This window comes from Kitasatospora griseola, from assembly GCF_044999035.1.
Lineage (GTDB): Bacteria > Actinomycetota > Actinomycetes > Streptomycetales > Streptomycetaceae > Kitasatospora > Kitasatospora griseola.
Genome location: NZ_CP173360.1, coordinates 2430176 through 2446777, shown reverse-complemented (window position 1 = coordinate 2446777; position 16602 = coordinate 2430176). Strand labels below are relative to the sequence as shown.

At 73.0% G+C, this 16602-nt stretch carries 15 protein-coding genes; 8 read left to right on the top strand and 7 right to left on the bottom strand.

The window, feature by feature from the left end; all coding sequences use genetic code 11:
- Positions 1 to 78: 78 nt before the first annotated feature.
- From ACI1MP_RS11145 to ACI1MP_RS11130, 4 genes are all read right to left on the bottom strand, one after another.
- The gene (locus ACI1MP_RS11145) at positions 79 to 627 is read right to left on the bottom strand and encodes an RNA 2'-phosphotransferase (protein ID WP_189272612.1); all 549 of its coding nucleotides are present in this window, start codon (positions 625 to 627) and stop codon (positions 79 to 81) included.
- 29 nt (positions 628 to 656) lie between these two features.
- On the bottom strand, positions 657 to 2051 hold the full coding sequence (locus tag ACI1MP_RS11140) for a metallopeptidase TldD-related protein (RefSeq protein WP_198520671.1): 1395 nt from the start codon (positions 2049 to 2051) through the stop codon (positions 657 to 659).
- Entirely contained in the window at positions 2051 to 3577 is a 1527-nt protein-coding gene (locus ACI1MP_RS11135; RefSeq protein WP_404868568.1) for a TldD/PmbA family protein, read from the bottom strand. The genes ACI1MP_RS11140 and ACI1MP_RS11135 overlap by 1 nt, the downstream gene beginning before the upstream one ends.
- 137 nt (positions 3578 to 3714) lie before the next feature.
- A complete protein-coding gene (locus tag ACI1MP_RS11130) occupies positions 3715 to 4845 on the bottom strand; it encodes an MBL fold metallo-hydrolase (protein ID WP_404868567.1) in 1131 nt (376 codons plus the stop codon).
- Between the two features lie 303 nt (positions 4846 to 5148).
- Here ACI1MP_RS11130 and fabG point away from each other — a divergent pair, with 303 nt between their 5' ends.
- Together fabG and fabI are read left to right on the top strand one after the other, a co-directional pair.
- A complete protein-coding gene (gene fabG, locus ACI1MP_RS11125; protein WP_043910190.1) occupies positions 5149 to 5868 on the top strand; it encodes a 3-oxoacyl-[acyl-carrier-protein] reductase in 720 nt (239 codons plus the stop codon).
- Positions 5869 to 5870: 2 nt separating this feature from the next.
- On the top strand, positions 5871 to 6638 hold the full coding sequence (fabI, locus tag ACI1MP_RS11120) for an enoyl-ACP reductase FabI (RefSeq protein ID WP_100589498.1): 768 nt from the start codon (positions 5871 to 5873) through the stop codon (positions 6636 to 6638).
- Between the two features lie 127 nt (positions 6639 to 6765).
- Here fabI and ACI1MP_RS11115 read toward each other — a convergent pair whose 3' ends face one another.
- Positions 6766 to 7464 carry a FadR/GntR family transcriptional regulator gene (locus ACI1MP_RS11115; protein ID WP_380342526.1) on the bottom strand — a complete coding sequence of 233 codons (699 nt, stop codon included), beginning with the start codon at positions 7462 to 7464 and terminating at the stop codon, positions 6766 to 6768.
- Positions 7465 to 7541: 77 nt separating this feature from the next.
- On the opposite strand from ACI1MP_RS11115, the gene ACI1MP_RS11110 reads away from it, so the two are divergent.
- The 3 genes from ACI1MP_RS11110 (at position 7542) to ACI1MP_RS11100 (ending at position 9602) form a co-directional block, all read left to right on the top strand.
- On the top strand, positions 7542 to 8831 hold the full coding sequence (locus ACI1MP_RS11110) for an MFS transporter (protein ID WP_404868566.1): 1290 nt from the start codon (positions 7542 to 7544) through the stop codon (positions 8829 to 8831).
- Between the two features lie 10 nt (positions 8832 to 8841).
- On the top strand, positions 8842 to 8964 hold the full coding sequence (locus tag ACI1MP_RS11105; protein WP_255419049.1) for an SGM_5486 family transporter-associated protein: 123 nt from the start codon (positions 8842 to 8844) through the stop codon (positions 8962 to 8964).
- Between the two features lie 110 nt (positions 8965 to 9074).
- Entirely contained in the window at positions 9075 to 9602 is a 528-nt protein-coding gene (locus ACI1MP_RS11100) for a histidine phosphatase family protein (RefSeq protein ID WP_100589501.1), read from the top strand.
- Between the two features lie 72 nt (positions 9603 to 9674).
- Here the strand turns inward: ACI1MP_RS11100 and serB are convergent, their stop codons facing one another.
- Entirely contained in the window at positions 9675 to 10937 is a 1263-nt protein-coding gene (gene serB, locus ACI1MP_RS11095; RefSeq protein ID WP_043910202.1) for a phosphoserine phosphatase SerB, read from the bottom strand.
- A 167-nt stretch (positions 10938 to 11104) separates the two neighbouring features.
- Between serB and ACI1MP_RS11090 the strand changes: the two genes are divergently transcribed.
- The 3 genes from ACI1MP_RS11090 to ACI1MP_RS11080 all read left to right on the top strand — a co-directional run bounded on the left by ACI1MP_RS11090 (position 11105) and on the right by ACI1MP_RS11080 (position 15766).
- Entirely contained in the window at positions 11105 to 13882 is a 2778-nt protein-coding gene (locus tag ACI1MP_RS11090; protein WP_404868565.1) for an FHA domain-containing protein, read from the top strand.
- Positions 13883 to 13989: 107 nt separating this feature from the next.
- Positions 13990 to 15129 carry a GAF domain-containing sensor histidine kinase gene (locus tag ACI1MP_RS11085; RefSeq protein WP_100589504.1) on the top strand — a complete coding sequence of 380 codons (1140 nt, stop codon included), beginning with the start codon at positions 13990 to 13992 and terminating at the stop codon, positions 15127 to 15129.
- Positions 15122 to 15766 carry a response regulator transcription factor gene (locus ACI1MP_RS11080; protein ID WP_043910205.1) on the top strand — a complete coding sequence of 215 codons (645 nt, stop codon included), beginning with the start codon at positions 15122 to 15124 and terminating at the stop codon, positions 15764 to 15766. Before ACI1MP_RS11085 ends, ACI1MP_RS11080 begins: the two co-directional genes overlap by 8 nt.
- Positions 15767 to 15773: 7 nt before the next feature.
- On the opposite strand, the gene ACI1MP_RS11075 is transcribed toward ACI1MP_RS11080, so the two are convergent.
- On the bottom strand, positions 15774 to 16571 hold the full coding sequence (locus ACI1MP_RS11075; RefSeq protein WP_404868564.1) for a hypothetical protein: 798 nt from the start codon (positions 16569 to 16571) through the stop codon (positions 15774 to 15776).
- Positions 16572 to 16602 lie beyond the last annotated feature (31 nt).

Below are 16602 nucleotides of genomic sequence, written 5' to 3'. Positions count from 1 at the left end.
CGGCTTTTCCGGCTCCCTACGACCGACCACGGTAACCCCGCTGACGCCGGACCGACCCACCTGGGGTCGGTCCGGAGGTCAGGCGGCGCGGCGGAGGTACTGGACGGGCACGGCGTCGGTGAGCCAGACACCGTTCGCAGACACTCGGAATTCGTGGCCGTCGGCGGCCATCGCGGCCGCGTCGACCTCCAGCACCACCGGCCGGCCGTGCCGGGAGCCGACCTTGACCGCCGTTTCGGTGTCGGCCGAGAGGTGGACGTCCTGCCTGGTCATCGGGCGCAGGCCCTCGGCCAGGATGTACGGCAGGGTGCGCTCGGCGGTGCCGTGGAACAGCACGTCGGGCGGGGTGGTGGCGGGCAGGCCCAGGTCGACCTCGACGGTGTGGCCCTGACTGGCCCGGATGGACCTGCCGTCCTCGGAGTAGGCGAAGCGGCGCTTGTTGTTGGTGGCGACCACGTGGTCCAGCTGGGCGCGGCTGAGCGGCCGGCGGTGCCGGGCCAGCGCGGCGAGCAGGGTGTCGACCGCCACCCAGCCCGCCGCGTCCAGGGAGACCCCGACGGAGCCCGGGTCGTGTCGCAGGATGCGGCTGAGCATCTTCGACGTCTTGACGGTGTGCTTCTCGTCCATCGGAGTCCCCCAGGGGTTCGGTCGGCCGGTCAGGAGGCCTGACTGACCGAGCTCATGTTGAAGTCGGGCACGCGCACCGGCGGCATCGCGGCCCGGGTGAACCAGTCGCCCCACTCGCGGGGCAGGCAGCGTTCGGTGCGGCCCGCCTCGGTGATCCGGCCGAGCAGGTCGACCGGGGATTCGTTGAAGCGGAAGTTGTTGACCGCGCCGACCACTTCGCCGTTCTCGACCAGGTAGACGCCGTCCCGGGTGAGGCCGGTGAGCAGCAGGGTGGCCGGGTCGACCTCGCGGATGTACCAGAGGCAGGTGAGCAGCAGGCCGCGCTCGGTGCGGGCGACCATCTCCTCCAGCGTCGGCGCGTCGGGCGCGGAGGTCTCCAGCACCAGGTTGTCGATCGGCGGGTTGAGCGGCAGCCCGGCCAGGCCCGCGGAGTGGCGGGTGGTCAGCAGGTGGGTGAGCCGGCCGTCGCGCAGCCAGTCGGTGGCGGTCAGCGGCGCGCCGTTGTCGAACACCGAGTCGTTCTCGCCGGAGGCGTGGGTGAGCACGAACGGGGCGGCCTGGATGCCGGGCTCGGCCGGGTCGGAGCGCAGCGTCAGCGGCAGCGGGCTGAGCTGCTCGCCGATCCGCGTGCCCCCGCCGGGCTTGGAGAACACCGAGCGGCCCTCGACCGCGTCCCGCGCGCCGGACGACCAGCTCAGGTAGACCAGCAGGTCGGCGACGGCGGACGGCGACAGGATGGTCTCGTAGCGGCCGGCCGGGAGGTCGATCCGCTTGCGGCCCCAGCCGAGCCGGCGCGTCAGGTCGGCGTGCAGGGCGGTGACGTCGACGTCCGCGAAGTCCCGGGTGCCGGCGCCGACCCAGGCGGAGCCGGACAGGTCGGCGGTCTTGAGGTTCAGCTCGACGGCGCCGGTGGGCTGGTCGTGGCGCAGCCGCAGGCCGGTGGAGCTGCCCAGGTACGAGGACGTCATCTCGTGCCGGGCGAAGCCGTACAGCAGCTCGCCGCCCGCCCGGGCGCGGGCGAAGGCCTCGCCGAGCGCGGGCGCGAACGCGTCGAACACGCCGATGTCGGTGACCAGCGGGGCCTCGGTGAAGCGCGGGTCGGCGGGCCGACCGGTGATCAGCGGCTGGGCGTCCTCGGCGGGTTCGGCGGCCCGGGCGGCGGCCTCGGCGGCGCGCACCAGCTGCTCGATGTCGTCGAGCGTGACGGCCTCCTGGGCGACGACGCCGGCGGCGGTGCCCTGCGTGCCGTTCACGGTGGAGATCACCGTCAGCCGGCGGCCGCGGGTGACGCCGTTGGTGGTCAGCGCGTTGCCGGCCCAGCGCAGGTTGGCGGTGGACTCCTCGTCGACGATCACCACGCAGCCGTCGGCGCGGGACAGTTCGAGGGCGCGTTCCACCAGCTCGTGGGGGTGCGTGAGGGACATCAGTGACCCGCCTCCTGCTGGGTGTTGAGCACGTTGACCTGACGGAACAGCGCGGACGGGCAGCCGTGGCTGACCGCGGCGACCTGGCCCGGCTGGGCCTTGCCGCAGTTGAAGGCCCCGCCGAGCACGTACGTCTGCGGGCCGCCGACGGCGCTCATCGAGCCCCAGAAGTCGGTGGTGGTGGCCTGGTAGGCGAAGTCCTTGACCTGGCCCGCCAGTTCGCCGTCGCGAATGGCGTAGGCGCGCTGGCCGGTGAACTGGAAGTTGTACCGCTGCATGTCGATCGACCAGGAGCGGTCGCCGACGATGTACAGCCCGTTCTCCACCTGGGAGACCAGGCCGGAGGTGTCCGGGCCGTCGGCGGCCGGCTGGAGCGAGACGTTGGCCATCCGCTGCACCGGCACATGCGCCGGGGAATCCGCGTAGGCACAGCCGTTGGAGCGCTCGAAGCCCTTCAACCCGGCCATCGGACGGTCGAGTTGGTAGCCGACCAGGACGCCGTCGCGGATCAGGTCCCAGGACTGGGTGGCGACGCCCTCGTCGTCGTACCCGATGCTGGCCAGGCCGTGCTCGGCCGTCCGGTCGCCCGTGACGTGCATCAGCTCGGAGCCGTACTTCAGGCTGCCGAGCTGGTCGAAGGTGGCGAACGAGGTGCCCGCGTAGGCGGCCTCGTAGCCCAGCGCGCGGTCCAGCTCGGTGGCGTGGCCGATCGACTCATGGATGGTCAGCCACAGGTTGGACGGGTCGATCACCAGGTCGTAGCGGCCCGGGGTGACGCTCGGCGCGGCCATCTTCTGCGCCAACAGCTCGGGCAGCTCGGCCAGTTCGGCGTCCCAGTCCCAGCCCGTGCCGCGGAGGTACTCCCAGCCGCGGCCGGCCGGCGGCGCGATGGTGCGCATCGAGTCGAACGCGCCCGTCCGCTCGTCCACGCTGGTGGCCTCCAGCCACGGGTGCAGGCGCACCCGCTGCTGGGTCGTCACGGTGCCCGCGGTGTCCGCGTAGAACTTGTTCTCCTGCACCGTCAGCACCGCCGCCGTCACGTGCGAGACGCCGTCGGCGGCCAGCAGCCGGGAGGACCACTCGGCCAGCAGGCCGGTCTTCTCCGCGTCCGGCACGTCGAACGGGTTCAGCTCGTACGCGGAGACCCACTCGGCCTCCGGGTACACCGGCTCCGGGGCCAGCTCCACCCGCTCGCCGGACCCGGCCGCGCGGCTGATCCCGCCGGCCAGCCGGGCCACCGCCACGGCCTGCTCGGCGACGGCCGCAGCGGCGGCGGGCGTCAGGTCCACGCCTGCCGCGAAGCCCCAGGCGCCGTCCAGCAGCACCCGGACGGCGAAGCCCAACTGCACGGAGTCCGACGAGCCGGCCGGGCGGGCGTCACGCAGCCGCCAGGACGCCGACCGCACCCGCTCCAGCCGGAAGTCGGCGTGCGAGACGCCCAACTGCCGAGCCCGGGACAGGGCCGCGTCCGCCAACGGGCGCAACGGGTACGAGAGGAACTGAGGGTCCAGCGCGGAGGGGGGCATCGGGCTCCCTGGGTCGAGGATCGGGTGCGGCGGGCCGCCCCCGGGTCGAGGGCACACCCGCTCGCATCATCCCCGGCCGCAGGGCGTTCGGCCAGCAAATATTGGCCGAGCCGCCCTGACGACCCGTCAGTTCGACGTCACGCCAGCGCCTCCCACCAGCCGTCCAGCTCCGGCGGATCGGACACCTCCACCCGCTGCCCCGGACGCGGCACCGCCAGCGCGACACCCTGCGCCTTCGCCTCCGCCAGCAGCCGCTCCACCGGCTCCGCCCAGCGGTGCGGCGCCAGGTTGAACGTGCACCAGTGCACCGGCAGCAGCAGGCCGCCGCGCAGCTCCAGATGCGCCCGGACCGCATCCTCCGGAGTCAGGTGGATGTCCGCCCACGCGGCGTCGTACGCGCCGATCGCCATCAGCGCGGCGTCGAACGGGCCGTGCTGCTCGCCGATCCGGGCGAAACCCTCGAAGTAGCCCGAGTCGCCGGTGAAGAACACCCGGCGCTCCGGCCCCGCCACCACCCACGAGCCCCACAGCGTGGTGTTGCGGGTGAAACCCCGGCCGGAGAAGTGGTGCGCGGCGGTCAGCGTCAGCGTCAACTCGCCGAGCGTGCACGTCTCGTCCCAGTCCAGCTCGATGATCCGGTGCTCCGGCACGCCCCAGCGCCGCAGGTGCCCGCCGATGCCCAGCGGTACCGCGAACGGCGCCGACTGGAGCTCCACCAGGCGGCGCACCGTCGCCATGTCCAGGTGGTCGTAGTGGTCGTGCGAGATCAGCACCGCGTCCACCTGCGGCAGCGACGCCAGGTCCACCGGCACCGGGTGCAGCCGCTTCGGGCCCGCCAGGTGGGACGGCGAACAGCGGTCCGACCACATCGGATCCACCAGCACCCGGCAGCCGTCCAGCTCCAGCAGCGCCGACGCGTGCCCGTACCAGGTCACCGCCACGCCCTCGGACGCCGCGGCCGACGGCTCCGGCACCGCCAGCGGCACCGCACCGGCCGGCACCCGGCCCTCCTTCTCGAACAGCATCCGGCGCAGCGTCGCCGCGTCCGGGCTGCCCGGCGCACCGGCCGACACCTGCGAGGGCGCGTTGTGGAACACCCCGTCCCGGTACTGGGGAGACACCCGCACCCGCGGATCCAGCGGGTCCGGCCGTCGCCCGAACTGGGCCGGCAGCTCCCGCAGCGCCCACGCCGCCGCACCCACCACCGTCAGGGCCGCCACCGCCGCCAGCGCCCGGCGGCCTGCCCGGCCAGGGAGTGCACCACTCATCGCGTCCGCTCCGATCGGCTCGCTCGAAACCGGTGCCCGGACTCTCCGGAGCACCCCCGGGGCAACGGCCGCCACCGGCCCGGCGTTCCCCGCACCGGACCCGGACAGGACCCGGACAGGAGCCGAACGAGACCCGGAAGGGACCCGGACGGGACCGGTACCGGGATTGTCGGGATGCAACAGAACTCACCCGGCAAGGCCTGTCGAAGGCAGCTTCGCCCGAGCTCGCACCCTACCGATAGCGTCACAGGTGGCTACGCGTGCGGTCGGCACGCGCACATCGAGTAGGGAAGAGGTGGACCGTTGAGCCGCTCGGTACTGGTCACCGGAGGTAACCGGGGCATCGGCCTCGCCATCGCCCAGAGCTTCGCCGAGGCGGGCGACAAGGTCGCCATCACCAGCCGCAACGGCGAGGTTCCGGCGGAACTCGCCAAGTACGACGTCCTCGCGGTGCGCGCCGACATCACCGACACCGAGCAGGTCGACGCCGCCTTCACCGAGATCGAGGCCGCCCACGGCCCGGTCGAGGTCCTGGTCGCCAACGCCGGCATCACCAAGGACACCCTGCTGCTGCGCATGTCCGAGGACGACTTCACGTCCGTCCTGGAGACCAACCTCACCGGCACCTTCCGGGTCGTGAAGCGCGCCGCCGCCAAGATGCTGCGCGCCCGCAAGGGCCGCGTGGTGCTGATCTCCTCCGTGGTGGGCCTCAGCGGCTCCGCCGGCCAGGCCAACTACGCCGCCTCCAAGGCCGGCCTGGTCGGCTTCGCCCGCTCGCTGGCCCGCGAACTCGGCTCCCGCAACATCACCGTCAACGTGATCGCGCCCGGCTTCGTCGACACCGACATGACCGCCGTGCTCAGCGAGGAGCGCCGCAAGGAGATCGTCTCCGGCGTCCCCCTGGGCCGCTACGCCGCCCCCGCCGAGATCGCCTCGGCCGCGCGGTTCCTGGCCTCCGACGAGGCCGCGTACATCACCGGAGCCGTCATTCCCGTGGACGGCGGATTGGGCATGGGTCACTGACCATGACTGGAATTCTCGAAGGCAAGCGCATCCTGATCACCGGCGTGCTGATGGAGTCCTCCATCGCCTTCCACACCGCGAAGCTCGCCCAGGAGCAGGGCGCCGAGATCATCCTCACCGCCTTCCCCCGGCCCAGCCTCACCGAGCGCATCGCCAAGAAGCTGCCCAAGCCGGTCAAGGTCCTGGAGCTCGACGTCTCCAGCGCCGAGCAGCTGGCCGGCATCGCCGACCAGGTCCGCGAGCACCTGCCGACCCTGGACGGCATCGTCCACTCCATCGGCTTCGCCCCGCAGGACGCGCTCGGCGGCAACTTCCTGGACACCCCGTGGGAGTCCGTCGCCACCGCCATGCAGGTCTCCGCGTACTCGCTGAAGTCCCTCACCACCGCGCTGCTCCCGCTCATGCAGGACGGCGGCTCGGTGGTCGGCCTGACCTTCGACGCGCAGTTCGCCTGGCCGCAGTACGACTGGATGGGCCCGGCGAAGGCCGCCCTCGAGTCCACCAACCGCTACCTCGCCCGTTACCTCGGCGAGCGCGACATCCGCTGCAACCTGATCTCGGCGGGCCCGATCGGCTCGATGGCCGCGAAGTCCATCCCCGGCTTCCCCGACCTCGCCGCCACCTGGGACACCCGCTCCCCGCTCAAGTGGGACCTCTCCGACCCGGAGCCGGCCGGCCGCGGCGTCGTCGCGCTGCTCAGCGACTGGTTCCCGAAGACCACCGGCGAGATCATCCACGTCGACGGCGGTCTGCACGCGATCGGCGCGTAACGAGTTTTTCCAGGGGCTCGGAGAACTGCGAGGTCGAGCTGCTGGTGGTCGAGGACGGCGGTCGGTCATGGCCGCTGTCGGTGACGGACGGGACCCGGAACAACGGGTCCTGTCCGCGCCCCGTCGATCACCAGCAGCCTTGGCCCCGCCGTTCCCCGGGCCCCTCGCTGTTCCCCCCGATCGCCTGGCCGGCGGCCTTCGCGGCCTTCTCCGCGTCGCCCGACCTGATCGCGTCGAGGATGTCCGAGTGCGAGACCCAGCGGTGGGGGAGGAGGTCGGGGCCGACGTCGTGGCGCAGGTGGGCGAGGAGGACCTCGCCGAGGTCGGCGTAGATCGCGGCGAGGACGTCGTTGTGGGCGGCGGCCACCACCGCGTGGTGGAAGGCGGCGTCGGCCTGGATGAAGTCCTCGGGGACGCCGGCGTGCCAGGCGGCGTCGCGGCGGGCCAGCGCGGCGTCGAGGAGTTCGAGGTCGCGCGCGGTGCGGCGGGTCGCGGCGAAGCCGGCGGCGGAGGTCTCCAGGGTGGCGCGGAGTTCGGCGACCTGGCTCTGGTCGGCGTCGGCGAACCGGCGGTGCATGACGCCGGCGAGTTCGCTGGTGGCCAGGACGTAGGTGCCGGAGCCCTGGCGGATGTCGACCAGCCCGTTGTGGGCGAGGGCGCGGACGGCTTCGCGGATGGTGTTGCGGGCGACGCCGAGCTGGTCGACCAGCTCCGCCTCGGTCGGGATGCGTGATCCCACCGGCCACTCGCCCGAGGTGATCTGGGCCCGGAGTTGGGCGATCACCTGGTCGGAGAGCGGGGTGCGGCGAGTGGTCGACAGCGCCAAGGTCGGGCTCCTTCTGTGGTTTACGTCATCAGGATACCGGGGCGACTTAAGTCATCCCATGATTCTATGATTGCGCCATGTCTACCGCAGCAGACCCCTCAGCAACCGAGACCGAGAGCCTTCGACCATCCCCCTCGTCCAGCACCACCGCCGCCGGCCCGTCGCCGGCGGTTCGCAATGCCGGCGCCGTCCTGCTGGCCGTCGGCGTGGCCGCCGCCGCGGTCAACCTGCGTCCCGTGGTGACCAGCCTCGGCGCGCTGCTCGACCCGGTCCAGAAGGACCTCGGGATGAGCGCCACGGTGGCCGGCCTGCTCGCCGCGGTGCCGCCGCTGTGTTTCGCGGCGCTGGGCGTCGCCGCCCCGGGCCTGGCCCGCCGGCTGGGTCCGATCACCGTGGTGGCGGCCGCGATGGGCGCCATCACGGCGGGCGTGCTGGCCCGCTCCTTCACCGGTTCCACCGCGGTGTTCCTGCTGCTCACCGCGCTGGCGCTGGCCGGAGTGGCGCTGGCCAACGTGCTGCTGCCGGTGGTGATCAAGCGGTACTTCCCGGACCGGGTCGGTCCGATGATCGGCCTGTACTCGATGGCGCTGTCGGTCGGCACCTCGCTGGCCGCCGCCACCACCGTCCCGCTGGCCGACGCGCTCGGCGGCTCCTGGCGGTTGGGCCTCGGCGTCTGGGCGCTGCCCGCCGTGCTCGCGCTGGTGCTGTGGCTGGCGGTGCTGTTCGTCCGCCGCGAGAAGGGCGGCAGCGCCTCGGCCGAGCCCGCGCCGGTCCACGTCCGGCTGCCGATCCTGCGCAGCCGCACCGCGTGGGCGCTGGGCGCGTTCTTCGGCCTGCAGTCCACCAGCGCGTACAGCGCGATGGGCTTCCTGCCGAAGATCTACCACGACGCCGGTGTCTCGGAGTCCGCGTCCGGCGTGCTGCTGGCCCTGGTGATGGCGATCAGCGTGCCGGTCTCGTTCGCGCTGCCCAACCTGGCCGCCCGGGGCGGCGACCAGCGGCTGTACGTGGTGGTGCTGGGCCTGTGCGGCATCGCCGGCTACCTCGGGCTGATGCTGGCCGCCGGGACGGTGCCGTGGCTGTGGGCGATCCTGGTCGGCCTGTCGATGTGCGCGTTCCCGCTGGCGCTGACCATGCTCGGCCTGCGCGCCCGCACCCCGGGCGGGGTGGCCCAGCTGTCGGCGTTCGCGCAGAGCCTGGGCTACCTGATCTGCATCCCGGGCCCGATCGTGATGGGCGCGCTCTACGAGAACACCGGCGAGTGGTACCTGCCGTTGGGCCTGCTGGCGCTGCTGCTGGTGCCGCAGATCCTGGTCGGCATGCGCGCCGCCCGGGCCCGGCACATCGAGGACGAGGTCGTCGGTTAGGCTCGGCGACATGCCAGTTCTCGAACCGAATCCCCAGGGCGGCCAGAAGAAGCTGCTGCAGATGCTCGGCGTGATCGCCGGGATCGTGGTGCTGATCGCGATCGTCGCGACCGTCGCCCAGAACATGGGCTGATCCGGCCTCGCGGCCGCCGCCCGCGCCGAGCGGGGGAGCGGCCACCCGCAGGGGTGGCAGCTTCGCCGACCACGCGACCGGGCGGCGGTTTTCTGCGAAGCTCTAGGGGTATGAGCGCCGACACTCCTCGTAGGATCATCGTTCTTCGCCATGCCCGGGCCGACTGGCCCGACCAGGTCGACGACCACGACCGCCCGCTGGCGGACCGCGGGCGCGGCCAGGCCACCGAGGCGGGCCGCTGGCTCGCCGACTCCGGCGTCAACCCCGACCACGTGCTCTGCTCCACCGCGTTGCGCACCCGGGAGACCTGGAAGCTGGTCGCCCACGAGCTGCCCAAGCGGCCCCGGAAGACGGTCTACGAGGACCGGGTGTACGAGGCCCAGCCCGGCCGGCTGATCGAGGTGATCCAGGAGACCCCCGAGGAGCACGCCGACCTCCTGCTGGTCGGCCACAACCCCGGCGTGCTGGGCCTGACCCAGGTGCTGGCCGGCGACGAGGGCGACGCCGAGGAGCTCAACCGGATGCGGCTGAACGGCTTCCCGCCGGCCGCGGTGGCGGTGCTCAGTCTGAACGGCCCGTGGAAGCTGGTCGAGCCCGGCGTGGCCCGGCTGGAGTCGTACTTCATGCCGCAGGACTGACGGCAGCAGAAGGGGCGGGGTCCGGCCGGACCCCGCCCCTTCGACGTGCGTGCCTTCGACGTGCGTGCCGGATCAGTCCCCGGTGGGCGCGCCGTCCACCTCGTCGGCCGCCTCGACCTCCTCGCGGGTGACGCCCAGCAGGTACAGCACGGTGTCCAGGAATGGGACGTTCACCGCGGTGTCGGCCTGCTCGCGGACCACCGGCTTGGCGTTGAACGCCACGCCCAGTCCTGCCGCGTTCAGCATGTCCAGGTCGTTGGCGCCGTCGCCGATCGCCACCGTCTGCTCCAGCGGCACCCCGGCCTGCTCGGCGAACCGGGCCAGCCAGCGGGCCTTGCCGGCCCGGTCGACGATCTCGCCGGTGACCCGGCCGGTGAACTTCCCGTCCACCACCTCCAGGGTGTTGGCGGCCGCGAAGTCCAGGCCCAGGCGCTCCACCAGGTGCTCGGTGACCTGGGTGAAACCGCCGGAGACGATCGCCACCTGGTAGCCGAGCCGCTTCAGGGTGCGGATCAGGGTCCGGGCGCCGGGGGTGAGCCGGACCTCCGAGCGGACCTTCTCGGTGACCGTCGCGTCCAGGCCCGCCAGCAGTGCCACCCGGGCGCGCAGCGACTCGGCGAAGTCCAGCTCGCCGCGCATCGCCTGCGCCGTCACCTCGGCGACCTCCGCCTCGCAGCCCGCGTGGGCGGCGAACAGCTCGATCACCTCGTCCTGGATCAGCGTGGAGTCGACGTCCATCACCACCAGGCGCTTGGCCCGCCGGTGCAGCCCCGAACGGACCACCGCGATGTCCACCCGCTGCACGGCGGCCTCCGCCGCCAGCACCGCGCGCAGTTCCTCGGTCGGCACACCGGAGATGGTCAGCTCCACCGCCGTCACGGGGTACTTGGCCAGGCGGAACACCCGGTCGATGTTGCCGCCGGCCTCCGAGACCCGGGCGGACAGCGCCGCCACCGCGGACGCGGTCAGCGGGTGGCCGAGCACCGTGACGTGCGAACGGCCCTCCCGGCGCGGGCGGTTGTCGCCGGTGCCGGAGATGATCTCGGCCTGCAGCCGGTGCTCCTCGGCCCAGCGGTGCACCGTCACCCGCAGGGCGCCCTCGGCACCCGGCGCGGGCGGGGGAGTGACCAGTGCGCACAGCGTTATCCGGCCACGGGTGACGACCTGCTCGATGTCGATCACCTCGACCCCGAAACCGGCGAGCTGGGTGAACAGGCCCGCGGTGATGCCGGGGCGGTCCTTGCCGAACACCTTGACCAGCAGCGTTCGCTCGGTGTCGGTGCTCACGGGCGGCGCGGCGGAAAGGGCCTGAGCGGCCGGATCTGTTGCGTTCATGGTGCCCCCCACGCTACCCGGAGCCTCCCCGCGCGAGCCGCCCGCGTCCGGCTCGTGGGACGCCCGGCGGACACCTCGCCAGGTCCGCGAGCGGTAGCCGGGCGGTCACAGAACCGTGTCCCGGCTTCCGGGCCCACTGCCCCGGCTGGAATGATTCCCCCCGTCAGATGCAACATCCTGGGGGACCGGAGAGCGGGGCGGGCGGAGAGTTGCCGCAACTCGTACTTGAAATCGACGGCCGGCAGCGGGTACTGGAACCCGGCCGCGCCTACACCATCGGCCGTGACCCGGCGTCGGACTTCCCGTTCGACGACGCCAGGGTCTCCTGGCGGCACGCCACCATCGGCTTCGAGGGCACGGCGTGGCTGTTCACCGACCACGGCTCCACCAACGGCACCTTCGTGGCCGGCGCCCGGGTCGAGCGGACCGCCCTGCACCCCGGCACCGTGGTGCACCTCGGCAACGGCCAGAACGGCCCCCGGCTGGCCTTCACCGCGCCCGCCGCCGCGCCCGTGCAGCCCGGCCCGCTGCACGAGGCCGTCACCGGCCGAGCCCCCGGCCCGCAGGCCCAACCGCCGTTCCAGCAGCAGCCGCCGCTCCAACAGCCGCCGCTCCAGCAGCCGTCGTTCGGCCCCGGCCCGGCCGCCCGGCCCGGCCACCGGCCGCCGCCGGTCGAGCAGCCGATCCCGCAGAGCTGGGACGCGCCCACCCCGCGGCCCGGCTTCCCGCAGCAGCAGAGCTTCCCGCCGCCGCAGCAGGGTTTCCCGCAGCAACAGCAGCAGGGCTTCCCCGCCCAGGGCGGCGGCGCGCCCGTCCCGCCGCAGTTCCAGCAGCAGCCGCCCGTGCAGCAGCAGTTCCAGCAGCCGTCAGCGCCCGTGCAGCAGCACCACCCGGCGCCGCCGCAGCAGCCCGGGCCGGCCGGCGGGCTCGGCAGCCCGACCATGATCCGCAGCCTGAGCGGCGGGCGGACCATCCGGATCGGCCGCGCGCTGGACAACGACATCGTGGTGTCCGACCTCCAGGTCTCCCGGCACCACGCCGAACTGCGCCAACTGCCGGGCAACCAGTGGGAGATTGTCGACCTCGGCAGCCACAACGGGATCTTCCTGAACGGCCAGCCGACGCGCCGCCAGCTGATGGGCCCGCAGGACCGGCTGACCGTCGGCCACTCCTCCTTCGTGCTGGTCGGCGACCAGCTGCAGGAGTTCGTCGACAACGGCGCCGTCACCTTCTCCGCCCACCACCTGACCGTCGAGGTCGACTTCAAGGGCGGCAAGAAGACGCTGCTCGACGACGTCTCGTTCGCCGTCCCGGAGAAGTCGCTGGTCGCCGTGATCGGCCCGTCCGGCTCCGGCAAGTCCACCCTGCTGCGCGCCCTCACCGGCTACCGGCCCGCCGACCGCGGCGACGTGCTGTACGACGGCCGCAACCTGTACCGGCAGTTCGCCGAACTGCGCTCCCGGATCGGCCTGGTGCCGCAGTCCGAGATCCTGCACAAGGAACTCACCGTCCGCACCGCCCTCAAGTACGCCGCCCGGCTGCGCTTCCCCGGCGACACCGAGGCCGCCGAGCGCCAGCGCCGGATCGACGAGGTGCTGTACGAGCTGCGCCTGGACAAGCGCGCCGACAACCGGATCACCGCGCTCTCCGGCGGTCAGCAGAAGCGCGTCTCGGTGGCGCTGGAGCTGCTCACCAAGCCGTCGCTGATCTTCCTGGACGAGCCGACCTCGGGCCTCGACCCGGGCATGGACCGCGAGGTCATGCAGACCCTGCGCGGACTCGCCGACGACGGCCGCACCGTCCTGGTGGTCACCCACTCGGTGGCCGAACTCGCGCTCTGCGACCGGCTGTTGGTGATGGCCCCGGGCGGCTCGGTGGCCTACTTCGGCCCGCCCGCGGAGGCCCTGCACTTCTTCGGCTACGAGACCTGGGCGGACGTCTTCCAGGCCTTCGAGAACTACCCCGACCACGACTGGGCCGGCCGCTACCGCAACTCGGTGCACCACCAGCAGTACTCGGCGAACGTGGACGCCGCCGTCACTCACGTCCAGCCCAACGCGCTCACCCAGCTGCGCCCGCCGAAGCCGCAGAGCTGGGGCTCCCAGCTGTGGACGCTGATCCGCCGCTACCTGGCGGTGATCGCCTCCGACCGGGGCTTCATCCTGCTGTCCCTGCTGCTGCCACTGGTGCTCGGCGCGGTCTCCGCGGTGATCCCCGACAAGTGCGGCCTGGCGCCCTGCGCCAGCAACGGCCGCAACGACGTGGCCCGGCTGATCCTGATGGTGGTCGCGTTCTCCGCGTGCCTGTCCGGCTCGGCGAACTCCGTCCGCGAGCTGATCAAGGAACGGGCGATCTACGAACGGGAACGCGCCACCGGCCTGTCCCGGACGGCGTACCTGATGTCGAAGATCATCGTGCTGGGCGCGATCAGCTTCCTGCAGGGCGGCATCATCTCCGCCATCGCGTTCAAGGTCCGCACGCTGCCCGCCGAGGGCCTGCTGCTCAAGCACCTGCCGGCCGCGGAGATGGCGATCGGCGTGATCCTGCTCAGCTTCACCTCGATGATGGTCGGCCTGGCGATCTCCTCGCTGGTGAAGACCGCCGAGAAGACCATGCCGCTGCTGGTGATGTTCGCCATCGTGCAGATGGTGTTCACCGGCGCGATCTTCCAGCTCTTCGACAAGCCCGGCCTGGAGCAGTTCGCCTGGCTGATGCCCGCCCGCTGGGGCGTCGCCGCCAGCGGCAACACCCTCGACCTGGCGCACATCTCCCCGGTCGTGGTGGTCAAGCCCCCGGAGACCGGCCCGTACGACACCCTGTGGAACCACTCCGCCGGGATCATGTTCCTCAACTGGACCATGATGATCGCCATCTCGGTCGGCCTGGCGTTCGCCATCCAGCGCTTCCAGAAGCGCCACGAGCCCGAGGTCATGCAGAAGGGCTGACGCCCGCGAGGGTCGGACGGGGCCGGGGGAGCACACGCTTCCCCGGCCCTTCGACGTAGGTCTGCCGCCCGAGGCGCCCGCCATGATCGCGGCGGTAGCGTGGCCGCATGGACAGTCCCGGGTGCGATCCCTCACTGAAGGGGATCGAGGCGGTCAGCGCGGCCGTACTGGCGATGAGCAGACCGCTCGAAGTGCGCGAGGTGCTGCGCCGGATCACCGCCTCCGCACGCACGCTGCTCGGCGCCGAGTACGCCGCCCTCGGCCTGCCCGACGACCACGGCGGGTTCGCGCAGTTCGTGGTGGACGGCGTCAGCGACGAGCAGTGGCGGGCGATCGGCCCGCTGCCCCGCCAGCACGGCGTGCTCGCCTCGATGCTGCACGACCGCGAACCCACCCGGCTCAAGGACGTCCACACCGCGCCCGACTTCGGCGGCTGGCCGGAGGCCCACCCCGACATGACCGACTTCCTCGGCATGCCGATCATGGACGAGGACGAGATCGCCGGCGCCCTGTTCCTGGCCAACAAGCCCGGCGGCTTCACCGAGCACGACGAGGCCCTGCTGCGGATCCTGGTCGCCCACGCGGCGCTCGCCCTCGGCAACGCCCGGCTCTACGAACGCAGCCGCGAACTCACGCTGTCCGGCGAACGCGCCCGGATCGCCCACGACCTGCACGACGCGGTCTCGCAGAAGCTCTTCTCGCTGCGCCTCACCGCCCGGGCCGCCGCCACCCTGGTCGAACGCGACCCCGCACGGGCCCGCGACAACCTCGCCGAGGTCGCCCGGCTGGCCGCCGAGGCCGCCGACGAGCTGCGCGCCGTGGTGGTCGAGCTGCGCCCCGCCGCGCTGGAGGAGGACGGTCTGGTCGCCACCCTCGCCTCGCAGACCCAGGTCCTCGACCGGGCGCACAGCGCCGCCGTGCGGTTCACCGCGACCGGCGTGCGCGCGCTGCCCGCCGGCCAGGAGGCGGCGGTGCTGCGGGTCGCCCAGGAGGCCCTGCACAACGCGCTGCGGCACGCCGGGGCGACGTCCGTCACCGTCACCCTCACCGGCACGCCCGGCCGCGGCGTCCGGCTGACCGTCGCCGACGACGGCCGCGGCTTCGACCCCGAATCGGTCCGCCGGGCCGGCCGCCACCTGGGCCTGGTGTCGATGCGCGACCGGGCCGCCGCGGTCGGCGGCCGACTGTCCCTGGAGTCCGCCCCGGGCCGGGGCACCCTGGTCGAACTGGAGGTCCCCGGTGCCTGACACCGCGTCACCGATCCGCGTGCTGCTGGTGGACGACCACCAGGTGGTCCGGCGCGGCCTGCGCACCTTCCTGGAGGTGCAGGACGACATCGAGGTGGTCGGCGAGGCCGCCGACGGCGCGGAAGCCGTCGAACGGGCCGGCGAGCTCGCCCCCGACGTGGTGCTGATGGACCTCAAGATGCCCCGGGTGGACGGCATCGAGGCCCTGCGCCTGCTGCGCGAACAGGCCAATCCGGCCAAGGTGCTGATCGTCACCAGCTTCACCGAGCACCGCACCATGGTCCCCGCCCTGCGGGCCGGCGCGGCCGGCTACGTGTACAAGGACGTCGACCCGGAGGCGCTGGCCGGGGCGATCCGCTCGGTGCACGCCGGTCACGTCCTGCTGCAGCCCGAACTGGCCGCCGCACTCCTCGCCGAGGACGTCCCCGCCCCCTCGCAGGGCCGCGGCGGCAGCCTCACCGACCGCGAGCGCGAGGTCCTCTCGCACCTCGCCGACGGCCGCTCCAACCGGGAGATCGCCCGTGCGCTGCACCTGAGTGAGAAGACAGTCAAAACTCACGTGTCGAACATCCTGATGAAGCTGGACGTCGCGGACCGCACCCAGGCAGCGCTGTGGGCGGTCCGCAACCAGTCCTGACGGTCCTTCAGTCGCGCTCGTCCACGATCGCGTTGTACGCCGCCACCTGGGCCCGGCGGGCAGTGCGGTCCAGCGGGGCGAGGATCTCCCGCCGGGTCGCCATCTCGGACGCGGAGACCGCCGCGCCGTGGCCGCCCGCCGCGATCCCGAGCAGCGCCGACACCTGCCGGGCCGACTCCAGCACCCGCACCGCGCGCGGCGGGTAGCCCGGGGCGAGCAGCTCGCGGTGGCCGCGGCGGCGGAAGCCCTCCAGGGCGCGCAGCGTCTCCGGCCCGGCGCCGGCCACGTCCAGCCGGGTCAGCAGGACGGTGGCCTGCCGCAGCCCGTCCGCGAGTTCGCGCTCCGCCTCGTACAGCGAGGGCACGTCCGCGGGCAGCGCGTCGTTGACCGGCAGGCACTGCCACAGCACCCGCACGCCCTGGTCGCCCTCCGGGCCGTACACCTCGACCTCCGGCACCAGCCCGTACGGGACGCCCACCGCGAGGACCGCCTCCCCGGCGCCCAGCGCCAGCGCGTTGAAGGCCGGCGGCCCGGTCAGCCCCAGCGGGTGCCCGGCCACCGGCAGCGCCAGCCGCAGGCCCTTCGCGCCCAGCACGCGGAGCCTGCCCAGCGCCCAGGTGAGGCCGTGCAGCGCGTCCGGCTCGTCGCCGGGCAGCTCGGTCACCCGGTGGGCGTCGTCCGTGCCCTGGACGGCCGTCGCCGCGTCGTCGGGGGAGCAGGCGCCGGCCAGCAGCGCGTTGCCCCACGCGGTGAGCCGCCCCGAACGGGGCTCTTGGTACGGATTGTCGGCAGGAGTCGCGAGCATCGGACCAGCCTACGGACAACCGGGCGGGGCG